The sequence below is a fragment of the Martinezella lusitana genome (assembly GCF_010668395.1).
GTDB lineage: Bacteria > Pseudomonadota > Alphaproteobacteria > Rhizobiales > Rhizobiaceae > Rhizobium > Rhizobium lusitanum_A.
In genome coordinates this window covers 73,703-91,885 of record NZ_WUEY01000020.1, presented here as the reverse complement: position 1 = coordinate 91,885, position 18,183 = coordinate 73,703, and the positions used below count along the sequence as shown (strand labels likewise).

The window sequence follows — 18,183 nt, the reverse complement described above, 5'->3', positions numbered from 1 at the left end:
TAACGCTTATGGTCCGACCTCGGGGGCTTCAGAAAAGATCCCAGAAGTGCTCGCGCTTGCGCGCCGCCTCGGAATCTTCGGTGAGCAAAATCTCACCCATGCGCAGGTAATAGACCCGATCCGCCACGCGTAGTGTCGAGCGCACGCTCTGGTCGACGATGATGGCTGCCATCTGCCGCTCCTTGCAGAGCTTGTTGATCACTGCAAGAATCTGGTGCGCGGTCTGCGGGGCGAGCCCGATCGAGGGTTCGTCCAGCAGCATGAGGCTTGGCCGGCTCATCATCGCCATGCCGACTGCCAACATCCGGCGCTCGCCACCGCTGAGCGTACCGGAGGCTTGCTTCTGGCGTTCGCGCAACTTTGGAAAAGTCGTATAGACTTCCTCCATCAGCGCGGGCAGTTCCCTTGCATTCTCCGTGTAGCCACCCAGCTTGAGATTGGTTTCCACATCCAGCGCGCCAAAGACGGGTGCTTCGGCCAGCGAATGGGAAATGCCGCCCTCGACATTCTTGTAATAGGGAACACGGGAAATATCCCGCCCCTGGAAGGTAACGTTGCCCGACTTCGGAATGGTTCCCAGAATGGATCGAAGCAGCGTGGACTTGCCGGCACCGTTATGGCCGAGGACGGCCACTACCTCGCCAGGGTGAACATTCAGGCTGACATTGCGCAACACCTGTCGCTTGCCATAGCCGGCGGAGAGGTTCTGTACATCGAGTGTCGGCATGTGCGCCTGCGCGTTGTAGGTTTCATTGACGATCTTGAGAAGCGGTGTAGCCATGGTCTGCTCCCTCAAGTTCCGAAGTACAGATCGACGAGATCGGGACGCGATGTGACATCGTCGATCGAGCCATCGGCTACCACCTTGCCGGCGTTCATGAACACCACACGGTCGGCCAGTTCGGAGACGATGTGGAGGCTGTGCTCCACAATGCAGATGGTCTTGCCGTTTGCTGCAAGCTGCTGGACCAGCGCGATGATCTGCTCGGCCGCACGAGGGTCGACGCCGGAGGCCGGTTCGTCGAGCAGCAGGACCTCTGCACCTGTCGCAATCAGCCGGGCAAATGCGACGAGCTTCTGCTGCCCGAAAGGTAGATCCTGGACGATGCTGTTCGCCAGATGACCTATGCCCACAAAGTCCAGCAGTTCCATGGCTTTTGCACGGACTTCCTTTTCCTTGGCGCACGCCGCAAGGGGATTGGTCAGCAACCTGAGCAGCTTTTCGCCGGGCTGATGTGGCATGGCAAGCGCCACGTTGTCGAGCGCCGTCATGTTGCCGAACGCCCGCACGCCCTGGAAGTAACGCACCATGCCGGTCTTCGCGATCGTTGCTGTGCCAAGGCCGAAGATCGAATTGCCGTTCAGCTTGATGGTACCGGTGTCGCTGCGCTGGTTGTCCATCAGCAGGTTGAAAATGGTCGTCTTGCCAGCGCCGTTCGGGCCGATGAGTGCAACAATTTCACCTTTGTAGAGATCGATGGAGAAATCTTCGACTGCCTGCAGTCCGCCGTAACGCTTTGAAAGATTCCGAGCTTCAACGACTGGCTTGCGATTTTCAGGGACGATCTTTGATAGCTTCTGCTTCTTGCCGCTCGAGACAGGCATATCATGACTTTCAGGGGCAGCAGCAGGTGTCCTGCCGCCAAACCAGCGCATGTTTTCCGGCAGAAAGCCTTTCGGACGGAAGCGGATGCCCAGAACCAGCAACAGGCCGAAGATGACGCTTTCCCACGGAATGGCGGCGGTGCTGGTCATGCCGAGGTTCTGCAGCACCGGGCGAATGCTGCCGATGACAATCGCAGCGACCGTGCTGCCCAGGATGTTGCCCGGGCCGCCGAGCGCCACGCAGGCTGCAACGAGCACAGCGAAATCGAGATTGTAGGTCGCCGGTGCAACGAACTGCATGTAGCTGGCTGCAAGGGCGCCGATGCCGCCTGCAATACCAGCCGCAAGTGCGAATGCCAGCGACTTCGGCAGAACGGTCGTCTTTCCAAGCGCGCGAACGACGCCTTCGTCTTCACGGATGCCACGAAGCAGACGACCGAAAGGAGAACGAGCCACGAAAGAGCAGAACAGAGCACTCAGAACAGCCACGACCGCGAAGAAGACCAGAGCCTGATCTGTTGTGTCGATGCTGAAGTCACCGATCGCCATCGGGGGCATGGCCATTCCGTTCGGGCCTCCTGTGAGGCTGACGAAGGTATTGGCGCTGGTGCTAAATAGAAACTGGAAAGCGAGTGTCAGCAGGATGAGATAATCACCGCGGACACGCCGCGCCGCCGGCAATGCGACGAGGAAGCCGGCAAAGACGGAAACGACGACCGCGCTGAGGAAGCCACCCCAGAATGGCCAGCCTGGCCCGACGGCCTCGGAACCGCCGTAAGTTATACCCGTCGCCGTCATGATTGCGCAGGTATAGGCTCCCACGCCATAGAAAGCGGCCGTTGCCATGGACATCTGGCCAGCGACACCCAGAAGCAGGTTGAGCGAATTTGCCAGGATCACCAGGAACAGGACCTGGGTTGCGATATCTGCGAAGTAGGAACCGGTCATTAGTGGTCTTCTCCGGCAACAGCGAAGCGAGCAGGCAGAAGCCCCTCGGGACGGAAGATAAGGATTGCAGCCAGCAGCGCGAAGACGAGGATGACGCCGAAGTCGGGTGGTAGGAAAAGCCCGCTGAGTACCAGAATGAAGCCCAGCAGGAAGCCGCCGAACGCAGCGCCTCTTGCGGTGGCGGTGCCACCGAGAAAGATGCCGATCAGGCCGTACAGTACGGGCTGCAGGCCCATCGTCGCCTGGGCGGCAGAATCCATTGTCGAGAAGCATCCTGCAACGCCGATCAATGCGCCGCCGATGGCAAAGACCATGCGGAAGACACGCGCCTGAGAGATGCCGACTGACATGGCCAGCGCCGGATTAGAACGTACGGCGCTGATGGCAAAACCGATTTTGCTGCGCGTCAGCATGACGTGGATGATCAGCGCGAGCACGAGCGATGTGACAGCTGTTGTCAGGCGCAGGGCCGTGATCGTGATGCCACCGAAATTCAGAATGGAGTTGGGAACATTGGCGACCCGGAAGGCTTCCGGCCCGAAGATGATCTGGATGAGATTGGGTCCGGCGATGGCAATACCAAGCGAAGCAAGGAACACACCGAGCACTGAAGCACCGCTTGCCCGCAATGGTGCATAGACGATCGCCTCCATCGCGACACTGGCAGCCACTGCCAACGCGATACCGGCAAGCAGACCCAGCCAGATAGGCAGGCCCGCCCAATTACAGACCATGACCATTGCATAGCCGGCCAGAGCGTAATTGACCGCGTGTGCAAGATGGAAAGTGCGTGTCGTGGCATAGATGAGCCAGAAGCTGATCGCCACCAGCATATAGTTCAATCCGAGCAGAATGCCCGAAACAACCACCTGCCCGACCAACACTGCCAGATCGGCAGAAGACATCGTCAGCATGATCCGTGCCTCATCTTCGTATTCCTCCTCAAGTCCCCCGGGTGCGTTGTCCCAGGTCAGTTAAGCCATCAAGGATGCCCCGTTTCCAAATTGGAGCACCCTCGACATTCATTCATATTAGGTCGTGTCAGCACGGCCTCAGGCCGGCTGCACTTCCGTCGAGTTCTTCATGATCGAAGCAACGCGCGTGAGTGCGCCGCCGTCGCCGATCTTGAACACGCCCATCGGCTTGGTGACCGAGTGATCCTTGTTGAAGGTCATCTCGCCGGCATTGTCGGCGGAGCCGCCGTAAAGAGACGGGAATACCGGATTCTTTTCGATTGCTTTCGCAAGTGCGAGACCGCGGCCCGGTGTGTCGCCATCCTTGATTGCCCGCTGGATCGCAGCCCAGAGCACCATGGTGCATTCGAAGAAGTTCGCTTCGAAATAGCCGGGATCAGCGTTGTGTTTGGCCTTGTAGGCCTTGACGAATGCCTGGTTATAGGGGTTCGGATTGGCCACCTGATAGCCGTCTGTTGCCAGATAGACATTGTCCGAAAGTGCCGAACCGGCAATCTGCGCGCCCGATGGCGCAAGGTCGATGATCAGGATGGGCGCGGAGATGCCGGCTTCGCGAACCTGCTTGATGAAGAAGCCGCCGTCGTTGCCATAAAGCGTGGTGAAGATGACATCGGGCTTGGCAGCGCGGATCTGGCTGATCGATGAGCTAAAGTCGGTACCGCCAGCATTGATGACTTCCTTGTAGACAACGTCACCGCCGCTTGCTTCCTTCCAGGCCTTAGGCGCGATATCGTTCACAGCCGGCAGACCGTTTTCCGTTTGTCCGAGAATGGCAAGGCGCTTGGCATCCTTGAACTGCTTGGCCATGTAAGCGATGCCGCCGGCTGTTGCGTCGACAGCCCAAAGCGCGATTGTAACAAAGACGTTTGGACGATTGAGACCACTTGCGCTCGGGCCGCCGGTCCAGAAGGTCGTCACGCCGAACTGGTTCGTCAGCGGAAAGATTGCTTCCGTTGCAGCGCCGTAGGATGAGGCCAGCGAGTTGATCTTGTCCTGAGAGATGAGGCGACGGACACCCTGGACTGCCGGCGGAACAAGGCCGCTCTGGTGGTCGTTGAGGGCGATCGACATCTTCGGACCGCCGGATGCAGTAATGACCTCAGTCGCGAGGCGCGCGCCACGCTCCATGGACGTACCGAAATCGGCACCCTGGCCTGTCATGGATAGATTGAGGCCGTGGACCCAGATCAGGTCACCACCAGCTTCCTTGCCGCCCGGTCCGAACCACGGTGCAAAATCGCTTGTTCCTGCAGCAAACGCAGCTGGCATGTCGATAAAGCCGGTGGCGCCGACGATTGCGGCCCCAGCCATGCCCTGCAGCACGCGGCGACGCGAAAGCGATGCACCCAGTGGTCCCTGGCGGTCATTGAATTCAGTCATGTTGTTCTCCTCCGGTGTTCGTTTCAACAGCCGAGTCTTCCCACTCGTCCCAAGCGCCCCTAGGTCTTTGCAAAAGCAACCTCATCTACCGATGTCGCCGTGCATGCCCCTCGCTTGAATATTCTTCCTAACCAAGCCGACCCCATAAAGAAAATGCCAATCTATCTGCAGGTCATGATCCTGGGTTATGACATATGGAGCGTAGGATCGGCCGGCTGGATATGCTTGCAACCCATGATGCCCATGCAAAAATCAAAAACTCGGACAAGACGATCATGCGCGAAAAGTGCGCCGGCAAGGCTTCTCCAGTGAATGATGCGGTGGCCATGTCCTCCGACCTTCTGGCCAATCTCCTGTACTCCTCCCGCGGCAGACCACGCTGCTGCACTGCAAAACACGCTAGCAAAAATGACCGTGCGCAAAAAGTTCGTGATCCTTGTATTCGGTACTCTTGGAAATGAATCTCTACGGATAGGGTAAAAATCATCAATCCCGAGCGATCCGCGGTGCCAAAATGACAAAAGAAATCGGCGCACCCTCACAGATGCGCTGACCTCTCATTATGAAAGCTCCGGCAACACCGGGCCCTTATCACTCACGCTATGGTATCAGCGCTGACCGTCATTAACGCTGATATCTTCGGGACGCAGACCGCCCAGGCGCTGATGGATACGGCCACCCGTTGCCATGACGATCGTGTAGAGCAGTTCATTTGGCTTAGGTGCATCCAATGCACCGACGTCCATACTGTTGAAGTGCCCGCGAACGTAGCTGGCGTGGATGTTGAAAAGCGGAACCGGCAGCTGGTAGCCTGCAGAAGCCACAGTCTTGGCAGCTGGCACGATGGACTTGCCGCCGAGATGAGCACGCATCGGCCAGCCGCCAGCCTCATGCCAGATAGCGCCGTGCTCAAGCTCGCCGTTTACGCCGACGATGGCGCCTTTGCCCCAAGCCTGGATGGCATCCTTGCCGCCAAGTGCTTCGGTTAGCTCGCTGGTCATGTCTTCGCCAAGGCCGCGCAACTCTGCCATGAAGGGCATCAGATCTTCGGCATAGCGGCCCGCGAAGGGATTTGCCAAGACGACATAAGCGGCGCCCATCTTCAACGGCTTTTCCGGCTTGGGACCACCTTCGTGATAGATCGTATCGATCCTGAGTGAACGCTTGCGAATATTGATTAGCGACATGGACACTACCTCCTCGTTGGTCAGTTTGGTTCCGATCCGAACTGGGCGCCCGCCCAGTGTTCGAAATGTTTGATGGTTTCAGCGAAATCCTTCTGGCCGTCACCCTGGGATATGGCGAAGGACAGGAATGCCCGCGCCGCGGGACTGACGAGCATCGTGGCACCCATGTTTTCTGCCTCTTCCAGGCAGAGCTTGACATCCTTGTGCATGAGCTCCGTCGCAAATCGGTTCGGAAAATTGCGATTGATGACTGTTTGCGGGATACGTTCCTGCGTGGCGAATGAACGGCCTGTCGACACGTTGATAATGTCGAGCATAGCCTGCGCATCAAGGCCCGCCTTGGTTCCGAAAACCAGGGCCTCCATGCTGGAGACCATGGCGACCGCACACAGGGTATTGTTGATCACCTTGATTGTCTGGCCAAGCCCGGCATCCTCGCCGAGGAAGAAATGCTGCTTACCGAGAACATCAAGAACCGGCTTGAGCTTGTCGAAATACTCTCGGTCACCCGATGCCATAATGGCGAGCGTTCCCTTTTCGGCAGCGACCGTCCCACCACTGACGGGCGCACCGATGAAGCGAATATCCTTCGCTGCAACAGCGGCAGCGATCGCACGTGATGCCGTCGGTCCGGTGGTTGAAAGATCGACGATGCATTTGACGCTCGACCCGGCGCCGACACCGTTTTCAGACAGCACCACCTCCTTGACAATGGGCGGCGACGGCAGGCTCATTAAGACAATCTCGACGTGCGACGCCAAATCCTTGCCTGATGTGGCAGACTTGGCACCGCGGCTTCGCAGCGTTTCGACAACGGGCTGGTTGGTATCGTAGACTGTCAGATCCAGACCGGCGTCAAGCAGCCGGTATCCGAAATGAAAGCCCATATTGCCCAGTCCGATCAGACCGATTTTCATTATGGCTCCCTGATGAAATGCAGCGGGACCGACGCCCGCAAATCCTCCGCTGAACGGCTTCATATCAGGAGGCAGCTCTTGCAAAAAAGGCTAAGATGTTCGAAGGTCATAATCTGTTGTTATGAGTTGACCTGAATGAAATTCAAAATCCGCCAAATGGAGGTCTTCCGTGCCGTGATGATCAGTGGCTCGATCACCAATGCCGCGAAGATGCTCTTCGTTTCCCAGCCAGCTATCAGTCGCATCGTGGCCCATACGGAGTCGTCATTGGGGCTTCAGCTTTTCAAGCGATCGAAGGGAAAACTGATCCCTACACCGGAGGCGTTGCGGCTCTTCGAACAGGTGGAGGTCGTCTATGATTCCGCTTCGCGCGCCAGCCAGTTTGCGGAAAATCTTGCCGGAAACCTGAATGGCACCATCCACCTCAGTATCAGCCCATGCTTGAGCAGGATGGTCATTGCGCGTGCTGTCGCGCCCTTTACCAAGCGCTATCCCGACGTCTCGGTGCACATTCATTCGCGCATGCTGGGAGAGCTGCCATTCGATCTGCTCAGCAGCAAGTCTCATGTGGCCGTGTCAGTCCAGCCGCTGGAGCATGCAAATCTGATCAGCGAGACTGTAACCACAACCAGGATGGTGTGCGCCCTGCCCCGTGGCCACCGGCTTTGCGACGGGGAGACCGTTAAACTTTCCGATATCGCCGCCGAACCCATGGTCATGCATGCCGAAAAGCTGACTTTCGGCGAACTTGTGCGGGATGCTTTCAAAGCAGAAAAGCTTTCCCACAAGGCAGTAAGTCTGGTGCATCAGACAGACAATGCGTGCTCTCTGGTCAATGCCGGCGTCGGTCTGGCCATCATCGATCCCTATTCCGCCCACTGGGGTGGCTATCCCGACGTCGTCACCCGCCCCATTAGCCGGACTATTCCCCTACGGCCCTCGATTGTCCGATCAAATTTCGAAAATCTCGGCACGGAGACCGAACGTTTCATCAAATATGTGTCGAAAATGAACTGGGAAAGTGCACCATGACCGCGCCGGCTACCTACAGCTTCATGTAGGTATCGAGGATATGGTCGGCAATCGCCAGTGATGATGTGGCTGCCGGTGACGGCGCGTTGCAGATGTGGATCATCCGCGCCGTCTGGAGAACGAGAAAGTCGTGCATGATCGCGCCATTATCCATGACGACCTGCGCCCGCACGCCGGCCTTCCGGCGCCCCAAATCCTCTTTGCGCAAGCTCGGCATATATTTCCGGCAGGCCTCAAGGTAGACTGAGGTAAAAAACGAATTCTTCATTTCCGAAAGACCTGAGGCAAGGTTTCCCTTCAGAAATTTCCAGAAGCCGACGTAACCGACTATGTCGACGAAGTCTGAGAAATTGAACGAGAATCGGGGCAATCCTTCGCGGGAAAGTCCGAGAACCGCGTTCGGCCCGACGCTCAACCTGTTCCGTACCTCGTGGGTCAGATGGATCCCGAGGAATGGCAGTTCGGGATCCGGAACAGGGTATATCAGGTGATTGATCCTGGCGCGCAGGCTTGGGTCGACTTCGTAATATTCACCACGGAACGGAATGATGCGGAAATTGGTCTTAAGACCGGCCATCCTGGCAAGTCGATCCGATTGGGCGCCAGCGCAGGCAACAAGACGATATGCCTGAAAGGTGGCGTCGCCGGCGTGAATTGTCACGCCATCAGCCGTCTCGTTGATGCCTGTTACCCGTGCGCCGAGCCTCAATTCACCTCCATCCGCAACGAAGATATCCGCCATCTTCCGTGATACCTGCCTATAATCCACGATGGCCGACTCGGGGAAGAAAAGCGCCTCGACGCCGCGGATCAGCGGCTCGCGTATCTTGAGTTCATCCCCGTTGACCTCAGAGAAAGGGATGCCGTTCGCGGTTGCGCGCTCGCGTAGTCCCTGAAGTCTCTGCTTTTCGATGCTATCGGTAGCAACGATGAGCTTTCCGCATTGCTCATATTCGATACTGCTCCGATCACAGAACGCCTTCATCATTCTGGCGCCCTTGCGGCAGAGCTGTGCTTTGAGGGAACCGGGAGCGTAGTAGACCCCCGCGTGAATCACACCCGAGTTATTGCCGGTCTGATGCCGGGCTACGGCAATCTCTTTCTCCAGCATCAATATCCGCGCGTCTGGTCGGCGCTGCTGAAACTGATAGGCGGTCGCAAGACCAACGATGCCTCCCCCAATGACGACGAGGTCATATTTCATCAAACATCCTCCCGGCGTGGCATGCACAAGATCATAGTCGACAATCTGCTAATCCGACTTCACTACAGATTATCGATAATATTGTCCATATTCTGATTTATAATATTATCGCCAAGATTGACAGCCATCTGGCACGCCGATATAGCTGCGGCGAAGAGGGAGTCGGAGATGCCGAGAAACAAGGGAGCAGAGCTGCTGCCGGAAACAGCTCCGGACGGCAGTGCGGTCCGGACAGCGGAGGCAATCTACCGAATTCTGCGGCTCGACATCGCTTTCGGGCGACTCATGCCGCGCCAGCGCCTCGTCGAAAGTGAGCTCTGCGAGCGCTTTGGCACTTCCAACCACAATATCCGGCAATCCTTCGAGCTGCTTGATCGCGCGGGATTGATCGAGCGCAAGGCCAACCGTGGCGTGGAAGTCCGCGCCCTATCGGCCGCGGAACTGAAGGACCTCTATGACATTCGTGTCATGCTGCAGACCGAAGGCGCGCGGCGCATCGATCTTTCCAGAGCAGAGGAGCTGGCCAACATCCTCGCGGAAATCAATAGCGCCTATGAAAAGGCACTTGACGCGGAGGATTTCGAAGCTGCGGCGGAAGCAAACGACCGCTTTCATCTGGCGATGTTCGATTGCTGCCTGAATGCCGAGCTGGCCGAACTGCAGCGCGCCTACTGGCTGCGCGCCTCGGCCTTCATTTCCAGGGCGCTGAGCGACACAAACCTGTCTCGTGTTTCGCGGATTGAACATCAGAAGATCATATCTGCAATCAGGGAAGGAGACGTGGACCGTCTTGTGGAGGTGACCGTGGCGCATATTCGCCCCGCACTGGATGTCTACAAGCGACTCTACGGGATTATCTAGCGAGGAGATCATGGCGAGTGACAGCAGCAACCCCGACTACATCGTAATAGGGGGAGGGTCTTCGGGTGCCGTTCTGGCGGCGCGCCTGACCGAGGATGCCAATATCAAGGTAGTGCTTATCGAGGCAGGCGGAGAGCAGAGCAATCCCTGGATTCATGTGCCGCTCGGTTACGGCAAGCTGTTCCGCAATCCCGCTGTCAACTGGATGTATTCCGGTGTGCCGGAGCCCGGCTTGAACGATCGAACGATCTATCATCCCCGCGGTAAGGTACTGGGTGGCTCAAGCGCGGTGAACGGGCTGCTTTATGTCCGCGGCCAGCGCGACGACTTCGATCACTGGGCGCAAATCGGATGCCGAGGCTGGAGCTTTGACGACATTCTGCCCTACTTCCGGAAGGCTGAGCGACGCACAGCGGGCGGAAACGAGTTCAGGGGTGACAGCGGCCCACAGCCCATCTCGCTACCGCAGAGTACCGACGAACTTTGCGATGCCTATATCGATGCCTGGCGGCAGGATGGCCTTCCCTACAATGAGGATTTTAATGGCAGCACGCAGGAAGGCACAGGCTACTACGAATCCACTCAGCTGAACGGCATTCGCTATAGCACGGCCTCCAGCTACTTGCGAAAGGCACGCCGCCGGAGCAACCTGAAGATCATCACCCACGCCCTGGCAACCAGAATCGTTTTCGATGGCAAGCGCGCGGTGGGAATTCGCTACGAGCGCCATGGGCAGGAACATGAAATCCGCGCAACGCGTGAGGTCGTCATAAGCACCGGCGCCATTGCCACGCCGCAGCTGCTTGAATTGTCTGGAATAGGCGATGGCGACCGGTTGAACCGGCTAGGCGTTTCAGTCGTGCATCATTCGCCAGCCATTGGCGAACGGTTCCAGGACCACCTGCAGGTACGATGCGTTTATGAATCGAATTCCGGCAACACGGTGAATGCTCGCTACAACAACGTATTCCATCGGCTTGGCATCGGCATCGAATATGCTCTCAAGCGCACCGGTCCGCTTGCCGTGGCTGGGGCCTACGCTGGCTGCTTCTATCGAACGGAAAATCATCTCGACACGCCGGACATGCAGAGCCTCTTCATCATGTTCTCCGTTCGCAAGATGGGCGACAGATTCGATGACTTCTCCGGTTTCACGGCAACTTGCTATCAACTGCGGCCGGAGAGCCGTGGGCATGTTCATGCGATATCTCCCGACATCCGTCAGCGCCCTGCAATTTTCGGAAACTATCTTGCAACGGAAACCGATCGTCGCGTGACGATCGAAGGACTGAGACGCCTGCGGAAGATCATGCGCAACCCTGCGATGGCGAGGCACGTCAAGCGCGAGGTGGATCCAGCACCTGATACGGAAAGCGATGAACAATTGCTCGCCTATATCCGCTCCACAGCCTCCACCGTATACCATCCTTCCTCTACGTGCGCCATGGGCGCCCGGGACGGAGACCCATGTGATCCGCAATTGCGTGTTCGCGGCGTCAGCGGCCTGAGGGTCTGCGATGCCTCCGTCATTCCGGCGATGACCTCAGGCAACCTGAACGCGGTTGCGATCATGATCGGTGAGAAAACGGCAGACTTGTTGAAGACAGGTCAATGAGTAAGTGCGTTAGCGCAAAGACGATACCTGAGCTGGCAGAATATGTAGGAGAGTCTAATGCTTAGACCCGAGATATTTGCTGAGTGCGAAAACACTTTGGGCGAAAGCTACTTCTGGCATCCGGACAAAGCCTCGCTTTGGTGGACAGACATCAAGGAGAGGCGCATCTTTTCGCAAGACTTGCGCGGTGAACAAACTTGCTATTGTCTTCCCGAACGGGGATGCTTTATTCTTCCACACCGGTCGGACGGCTTCATTATCGGCTTTCCCAAGAAGATCGTGCAACTGTTGCAGGCAATGCTGGCCGAAAGCATCTGCGCCGCCGAGCTGCGGCGCAGTGCCACTAACGCTCTGGTGGAGCCCAATGCCCCAGTGGAAATTGGCAATCTTCCATATGGAGAACAGCATTTTCAACTTCCGCGAAGCACCACGGACGACCACAACTTTTTCCTCGCCGTGATGCAATCCAGGTTTCGCCGCGAAATCCGTTCATCACCGCTCAATAAAGGATATGTCGGCGTCGTCATGCGCCGCGTGCGTATCGGGGAAACGCTGCGAAAAAGATACCGAGCACTTTGGGGAGTGAAAACTAAAGACTCCTAAAGATTGCACCGAGGAATTCAAGCACGGCGGTGCTCGCCATCAGGGACGTCTGTCCGGCCAGGTCGACGAGCGGATTGATCTCGACGCAATCGAAGCCCACGATCTTGCCCTTTTCGGCCACCCGCTGCAGCACCGCCTTCAGTTCGTGATAAAGGAGCCCATCGGAGCATGGAGAGCCCGTTCCAGGGGCGATCGACGGGTCCATCGCGTCGATATCGATGGTGACATAGATATTCGACATGTCCGGAATCCTGTCGAGCGCAGCCTCGATATCGTCGCGGATCATCTTGCGGGTAATAACGCTTGCGCCTTTTTCATGGAGGTCACGCCAATCCTCCTCGCGGGTCCTGACGTCGCGGATGCCGATATGGGTCATGTTGTGCACGAAGGGCAATTCCTTCGTCCGCCGCAGCGGGCTTCCGCTCGCGAACTTCACACCGTCGACATTATCGATCCAGTCAAGATGCGCGTCGATGTGAACCACATCCAGTTCGGCGAACCGCGAAAATGCCCTGACGCAGGGGAACGTGACGGAATGATCTCCACCGATCATGACCGGCAGGGCACCGGAATCCAGAATGGCTTCGATATTGGCGGTGATCAGGCCGAAATTGCGCTCCATGTCATAGTAGGCGATGTCGACATCGCCACAATCCACCATCCTGATGCCTTCGAGCCGCCGCTCGTTTGCGTCCAAATCCCAGTAGCCGGCGGGGTTGGCACCGCCCCAGGGGGTGAAGCGCTTGGAATATTCGCGCAGCGAGCTGGGCCCGAAACGCGTGCCCGGCCGATATCCGACGCCGCCGTCATATGGAATGCCGAGGAAGGCGACGTCGGCATCGATTTTTGAAAAGTCCTCGCAAACCGACGATTTGAAAAACGTCGCCAGGCCCACGGATGTCAGGTTGGCATTATAGCGTTCGGTCATGTTCTTTCTCACTTCAGCTTAGATTTGAAGATTATTTCGACGAAGGTTTGCGGTTGGCAAAGATCGCGCCAAGGAATTCGAGGATCATCACGCTGGCGAGGAGGCAGGTGCGACCGCCCTCATCGACCATCGGATTGACTTCGACGAGATCGAACCCCACGACATTGCCGGCGGTCGCCACCCCTTTGAGCAGGCCGCGCACTTCGTGGTAAAGCAACCCGTCCGGCGTCGGCGAGCCGGTTCCGGGCGCGACGGACGGGTCGAGCCCGTCGATATCGATGCTGACAAAGACATTGCCCAGTTCGGGGAAGCGGCCAAGGATGCCCTTGATCCCCTCGTCGCGGACCTCGTCGCGGGTGATGACGATCGCTCCCGCCTCCTCGGCGTCCCTGACCTGGTCTGCGGTGGTGCGAACGTCCCGAATACCGATCTGGATCATGTTTCGGACGAAGGGCAGTTCCTTGATCCGGCGCATCGGCATGGCATTGGCGTGACGGACTCCATCGATTTCATCGCGCCAATCCATGTGGGCGTCGATGTGAACGATGTCTATCGTCTCGAAACGCGAGAACGCGCAGACGTTCGGGAAGGTCACCGAGTGATCACCGCCGATGATGACGGGCAACGCACTCTGATCCAGGATCGATTCGATACTGGACGTGATGCGCTCGGCATTGCGGTCGAAATCATAAAACGCGATATCGACATCGCCGCAGTCAGCCATCGTCACGCCGTCGAGATAGCGTTTGCGGTCCTTGATGTCCCAATAGCCGTTCGCAGAATGGCCGCCCCATGCACCGTATCGAACCGAAAGGTTTCGAATTTCACGGGGCCCAAATCTCGTGCCCGGCCTCCAGCCGTTGCCGCCATCATAGGGAACGCCGAGGAACGCGACGTCGGCGTCCACCTTGTTGAAATCCTCGACGACGGGCGCGCGAAGGAAGGAGGTTAGGCCTACGCTGGGTAGGCTCGCGGAATAGCGAGGCCGTGTCATGAAGTTTCCTCTCGTTTATTTCGATTCTTGCGATGCAGGGAATTTGCCCGGAACGCGCGATGCGGCCGCCGCGAGCTCCTCGAGGGGCAGGTGGCAGGCAATGCGATGGCCGGGCGCAGGCTCCAGGACGGGCGGGGTCATGGTTTCGCAGATCGATCCGATCTGGCGCGGACAGCGCCCCTGGAAGACGCAGCCCTTGGCAACCCGCCGTGTCGTATCGCCCGACAGCACGATCCGGCTATCAGGCTGATGATCGCCATCGGGCGAGGCCGCAGCCGAAAGCAGGGCCTCGGTATAGGGATGGTAAGGCGGCTGCAGGACGCGGTTCGTCGGCCCCTCCTCCACGATCTTGCCGAAGTAGAGGACCGCGATCCGATCGGCGACGTGGGATATGACGGCAAGGTCATGGGAGATGAACAGATAGGCGAGCTGCAGCTCCCTGCTGAGGTCGAGAAACAGGTTCAGCACGGTGGCCTGGACCGACACGTCGAGTGCGGAGACGGGCTCGTCGCAGACGATCAGCTGCGGATGTGACGCCAGCGCGCGAGCAATGCCGGCCCGTTGCTTCTCGCCGCCGGAAAGCTGATGCGGATATCTGTCATAATAGCGCTTCGGCAGGCCCGCCCGATCCATCAGGGCTTCGACCTGTGCCCGGCGATTGGCACCCTGATCATTACCTGACACGGTGAAGGCCCGGCCGATCGCATTGCCGATTGTCCGTCGCGGATTGAGCGATGAGGTCGGGTTCTGAAAGACGATCTGCGCCTTTCGCCGAAAGCCCTCCAGATCGCGCTCTTTCGACGCCGTGATGTCCGATCCGTCGAAAACGACGCGACCGCCGCTGGATTGAATGAGCCGGAGCATGATCCGGCCGAGCGTCGATTTCCCGCTTCCGCTTTCGCCGACAAGACCGACGATCTCGCCCCGCGCTATCGACAGGGAAATCCCGTTGATCACGTCGACGCGTTTCTTCACGGGCGCCGGCACCGGGATGGCGCCGAAGGCCCTGCGCCATTCGATCGTTGTCGCGGGAAGCGCGAAGCTTTTGCTGACGCTGTCCAACTCGACGAGCGCGCGGCGATCGGCGGTCACGGCAGGGACACTGCCGGCATCCGGCGGATCCGGCCAGCGAAAGTCCGACACGTCTTCGGCCCTCCAGCATTTCACCAGGCGATCGGAAACGGGACGAACCTGCTGTGCATCACCACATCCATCCTCGGCGAACGGACAGCGGTCCCTGAAAATGCATCCCGCCGGCAGGTCGGCGAGATTTGGAAACCGGCCGCCGATCGGCGTCAGGCGTCGCAGCCGGTCACGCTCGCCAAGTCGCGGAATGGAACCGAGAAGCCCCCGCGTATAGGGATGAAGCGGCGAGCGCAGGACGCTGCCCTTGGGTCCGAGCTCCAGAACCTGGCCGGCATAGAGCACGCAGACGCGATCGGCGATCTTGTTCACCACGCCGAGATTGTGGGTGATGAAAAGGACACCGGCGTTCCGGCGTGCCGAAATCTCCTGGATGAGATCGAGAACCTGGGCTTCGATCGTGACGTCCAGGGCCGTCGTCGGCTCGTCGAGGATGAGAAGCTCCGGATTGCAGACCAGCGCGGAGGCAATGAGGACGCGCTGGCGCATGCCCCCCGACAGTTGATGGGGATAGGATTTCGCCACCGCTTCCGGGTCGGCGATGCCTACCTCGCGCAACGCTTCGAGCGCTTTCGACTGCGCCTCCCGCTTCGACAGGCCGAGATGCGCGATCAATCCCTCCGCGACCTGGTTGCCGATGCGGATCGAGGGGTTCAGCGAGGTGAACGGATCCTGGAAAACCAGCGATATCCGGCTTCCGCGCATGTCTCGCCGCTTGTCGGCATTCATGGCGCTCAGATTTTCGCCGTTGAATTCGATCGTTCCAACCACGCTCCTGCGATCGATCATGTCCATGATGGCCATGGCGATGGTGCTTTTGCCGGAACCGGATTCACCGACGAGCGCAACCGTCTCGCCCGGCGAAATCTCCAGGTTGATCCCCTTCAGCGCCTGCAGCCGGCTCGGCCCGGTGCCGTAGGTAACGGTCAGATCCTTGATGGACAGAAGTGGCATGTTCAATGACCTCGCGAGCCGGTACGCGGATCGATCGCCTCGCGAAGGCCATCGCCAAATAGGTTGACGGCAATGACCGTCAGGCACATGGACAGTCCGGGAGCCAGGGCGACCCAGGGGGCCTGCGCGATGAAGGGACGCGCTCCGCTGATCATCAGGCCCCATTCGGGACTAGGCGGCTGCGCACCCATGCCAAGAAAGCTGAGGGCTGCGCCGAGAAGGATCGCAAAGGTGATGCGCAGGCTGCCTTCCACGGCAATGGTCGGCCAGGCGTTCGGCAGGATTTCCCTGAGGAGGATGTACCAGGTTCGTTCGCTGCGCGCCCTCGCCGCCTCGATGAAGTCCTCATTGGCGAGATCCAGCGTCAAGGCGCGCGTGAGGCGGACGATGACCGGGATGTAGACGAACCCCACGGCTAGGATGGCCTTCCAGGCCGATGGCTGGCTGACCGCCAGAAACAGCAGCCCGAGCATGATCGGCGGCATCGAAAGCAGCACGTCCATGCATCGCATGACGATCTCGTCGAACCGGCCGCGCTTGTAGCCGCACAGGAGGCCGAGAGGCACGCCGGCGACGAGACTGAGTGCCGTCGCGCCGAGGCCGATCGCCAGCGACATCTGCGCTCCCACGAGCGTTCGGCTGAAGACGTCCCGGCCGAGCTCGTCGGTGCCGAACCAATGCGCCGCACTCGGCGGCTTCATCCGCGCCAGGATGCTCATCTGGTCGTATTGATAGGGCGCCACCCAGGGGCCCAGAACCGCAATGATGATGATCGCCGTCAGCAGCACGCCGCCAATCAGCATCTTCGAGGGCATGGCTGCGAATGCGAGCGCTGCCTGACGGTGAAAAGGCTTAATCTGCGGCATTTCCGTACCTGATCTTTGGGTTAACGAGCGCGTACAGCAGGTCCGCAGCCAGATTGGCCAGACAGTAGATGAGAGCGATCACCAGGATGCTCGCCTGAATGAGAGGGAGGTCGTGGCGCTCGATCGCGAACATCAGCAGGCGCCCGATCCCGGGATAGGAGAACACCATTTCCACGACCACGATGCCGCCGATCAGCCAGCCGATGTCCAGCGCCAATACGGTGATGGTTGGCATGAGGGCGTTGGGCAGCGCGTGACGGAACACGACCGTCGTCTCCGACAGGCCCTTGGCCCGCGCGTTGCGCACATACTGGCTGTTCAGGGTTTCGAGCATACTCGAACGTGTCAGTCGAGAAACGTGCGCGACCAGCGTCAGCGTCAGCGTGACGACCGGCAGGGCTAGGTGCGCAAACCAATCCGCCGGCGAACTGAAGAACGAACCCATGCCACCGGAAGGAAGCAGCTGAAAATAATTCGCGAAGCAGATGATCAGCACGATACCCCAGAAGAATTCGGGGATCGATATTCCGACATAGGTGAAGATCGATACAGCATGGTCGACGATCCCGTCCTTGCGGACGGCGGCAACCACACCGAACAAAATTCCAAGGACTGCGACGCAAATGAAGGACAGCCCGGCCAGCACCGCCGAGGCGCCGAAAGCGTCGGTGATCAACGATCCCACCGGCCGCTCCATGACGATCGACTGCCCGAAATCGCCGACGAGGATGCCGGACACCCAGCGCCAATATTGCACAACGACAGGGTCATTGAGGCCGAGCTTGACGCGGATGGCCGCAATCACATCCGGCGTCGCGAACTGTCCGGCGATCGCGTGCGCCACATCTCCCGGCATCACCTGAGTGATCGCGAACACCAGAACGGAAATCACGATCAGCACCGCCGCCACCGCGACGAAGCGTTTTAAGACATAAAACAGCATTTTCTCACCCTTGCGGGGGCCAGACATCC

The 18,183-nt window shown here is 58.7% G+C and carries 16 protein-coding genes; 4 read left to right on the top strand and 12 right to left on the bottom strand.

The window, feature by feature from the left end; genetic code table 11:
• Positions 1–28: 28 nt before the first annotated feature.
• The 6 genes from GR212_RS29390 to GR212_RS29365 all read right to left on the bottom strand — a co-directional run bounded on the left by GR212_RS29390 (position 29) and on the right by GR212_RS29365 (position 7,074).
• Entirely contained in the window at positions 29–781 is a 753-nt protein-coding gene (locus GR212_RS29390; protein WP_163992211.1) for an ABC transporter ATP-binding protein, read from the bottom strand.
• An 11-nt stretch (positions 782–792) separates the two neighbouring features.
• The gene (locus GR212_RS29385; RefSeq protein WP_163992209.1) at positions 793–2,553 is read right to left on the bottom strand and encodes a branched-chain amino acid ABC transporter ATP-binding protein/permease; all 1,761 of its coding nucleotides are present in this window, start codon (positions 2,551–2,553) and stop codon (positions 793–795) included.
• Entirely contained in the window at positions 2,553–3,458 is a 906-nt protein-coding gene (locus tag GR212_RS29380) for a branched-chain amino acid ABC transporter permease (RefSeq protein ID WP_281411088.1), read from the bottom strand. The genes GR212_RS29385 and GR212_RS29380 overlap by 1 nt, the downstream gene beginning before the upstream one ends.
• A 147-nt stretch (positions 3,459–3,605) precedes the next feature.
• A complete protein-coding gene (locus tag GR212_RS29375) occupies positions 3,606–4,907 on the bottom strand; it encodes an ABC transporter substrate-binding protein (RefSeq protein WP_163992205.1) in 1,302 nt (433 codons plus the stop codon).
• Positions 4,908–5,515: 608 nt separating this feature from the next.
• Positions 5,516–6,094: an amino acid synthesis family protein gene (locus GR212_RS29370; protein WP_163992203.1), complete on the bottom strand. Its 579-nt coding sequence runs from the start codon at positions 6,092–6,094 to the stop codon at positions 5,516–5,518.
• A 20-nt stretch (positions 6,095–6,114) separates the two neighbouring features.
• Positions 6,115–7,074 carry an NAD(P)-dependent oxidoreductase gene (locus GR212_RS29365; RefSeq protein WP_204326812.1) on the bottom strand — a complete coding sequence of 320 codons (960 nt, stop codon included), beginning with the start codon at positions 7,072–7,074 and terminating at the stop codon, positions 6,115–6,117.
• Between the two features lie 72 nt (positions 7,075–7,146).
• Here GR212_RS29365 and GR212_RS29360 point away from each other — a divergent pair, with 72 nt between their 5' ends.
• On the top strand, positions 7,147–8,043 hold the full coding sequence (locus GR212_RS29360; protein ID WP_163992201.1) for a LysR substrate-binding domain-containing protein: 897 nt from the start codon (positions 7,147–7,149) through the stop codon (positions 8,041–8,043).
• Between the two features lie 13 nt (positions 8,044–8,056).
• On the opposite strand, the gene lhgO is transcribed toward GR212_RS29360, so the two are convergent.
• Complete coding sequence (gene lhgO, locus GR212_RS29355) at positions 8,057–9,247, bottom strand: L-2-hydroxyglutarate oxidase (RefSeq protein ID WP_163992199.1); 1,191 nt, start codon at positions 9,245–9,247, stop codon at positions 8,057–8,059.
• Positions 9,248–9,415: 168 nt separating this feature from the next.
• Here lhgO and GR212_RS29350 point away from each other — a divergent pair, with 168 nt between their 5' ends.
• From GR212_RS29350 to GR212_RS29340, 3 genes are read left to right on the top strand one after another with little or no spacing between them, the layout of a single operon-like run.
• Positions 9,416–10,108: a GntR family transcriptional regulator gene (locus tag GR212_RS29350; RefSeq protein WP_163992197.1), complete on the top strand. Its 693-nt coding sequence runs from the start codon at positions 9,416–9,418 to the stop codon at positions 10,106–10,108.
• Between the two features lie 10 nt (positions 10,109–10,118).
• A complete protein-coding gene (locus GR212_RS29345; protein ID WP_163992195.1) occupies positions 10,119–11,723 on the top strand; it encodes a GMC family oxidoreductase in 1,605 nt (534 codons plus the stop codon).
• A gap of 57 nt (positions 11,724–11,780) precedes the next feature.
• Positions 11,781–12,326 carry an SMP-30/gluconolactonase/LRE family protein gene (locus GR212_RS29340; protein ID WP_163992193.1) on the top strand — a complete coding sequence of 182 codons (546 nt, stop codon included), beginning with the start codon at positions 11,781–11,783 and terminating at the stop codon, positions 12,324–12,326.
• On the opposite strand, the gene speB (GR212_RS29335) is transcribed toward GR212_RS29340, so the two are convergent.
• Genes speB (GR212_RS29335) through GR212_RS29315 form a run of 5 tightly spaced genes read right to left on the bottom strand, consistent with a single transcriptional unit; the run spans position 12,313 to position 18,154 of the window.
• Entirely contained in the window at positions 12,313–13,254 is a 942-nt protein-coding gene (gene speB, locus GR212_RS29335; protein WP_163992191.1) for an agmatinase, read from the bottom strand. The genes GR212_RS29340 and speB (GR212_RS29335) overlap by 14 nt on opposite strands.
• 31 nt (positions 13,255–13,285) lie before the next feature.
• Positions 13,286–14,248 (bottom strand): agmatinase, encoded by a 963-nt coding sequence (gene speB / locus GR212_RS29330; protein WP_163992189.1) that lies wholly within the window; start codon positions 14,246–14,248, stop codon positions 13,286–13,288.
• 15 nt (positions 14,249–14,263) lie between these two features.
• Positions 14,264–16,345 carry a dipeptide ABC transporter ATP-binding protein gene (locus GR212_RS29325; protein ID WP_163992187.1) on the bottom strand — a complete coding sequence of 694 codons (2,082 nt, stop codon included), beginning with the start codon at positions 16,343–16,345 and terminating at the stop codon, positions 14,264–14,266.
• A gap of 2 nt (positions 16,346–16,347) precedes the next feature.
• The gene (locus GR212_RS29320; protein ID WP_204326811.1) at positions 16,348–17,211 is read right to left on the bottom strand and encodes an ABC transporter permease; all 864 of its coding nucleotides are present in this window, start codon (positions 17,209–17,211) and stop codon (positions 16,348–16,350) included.
• On the bottom strand, positions 17,198–18,154 hold the full coding sequence (locus GR212_RS29315) for an ABC transporter permease (RefSeq protein WP_163992185.1): 957 nt from the start codon (positions 18,152–18,154) through the stop codon (positions 17,198–17,200). Before GR212_RS29315 ends, GR212_RS29320 begins: the two co-directional genes overlap by 14 nt.
• Between the last annotated feature and the right edge of the window lie 29 nt (positions 18,155–18,183).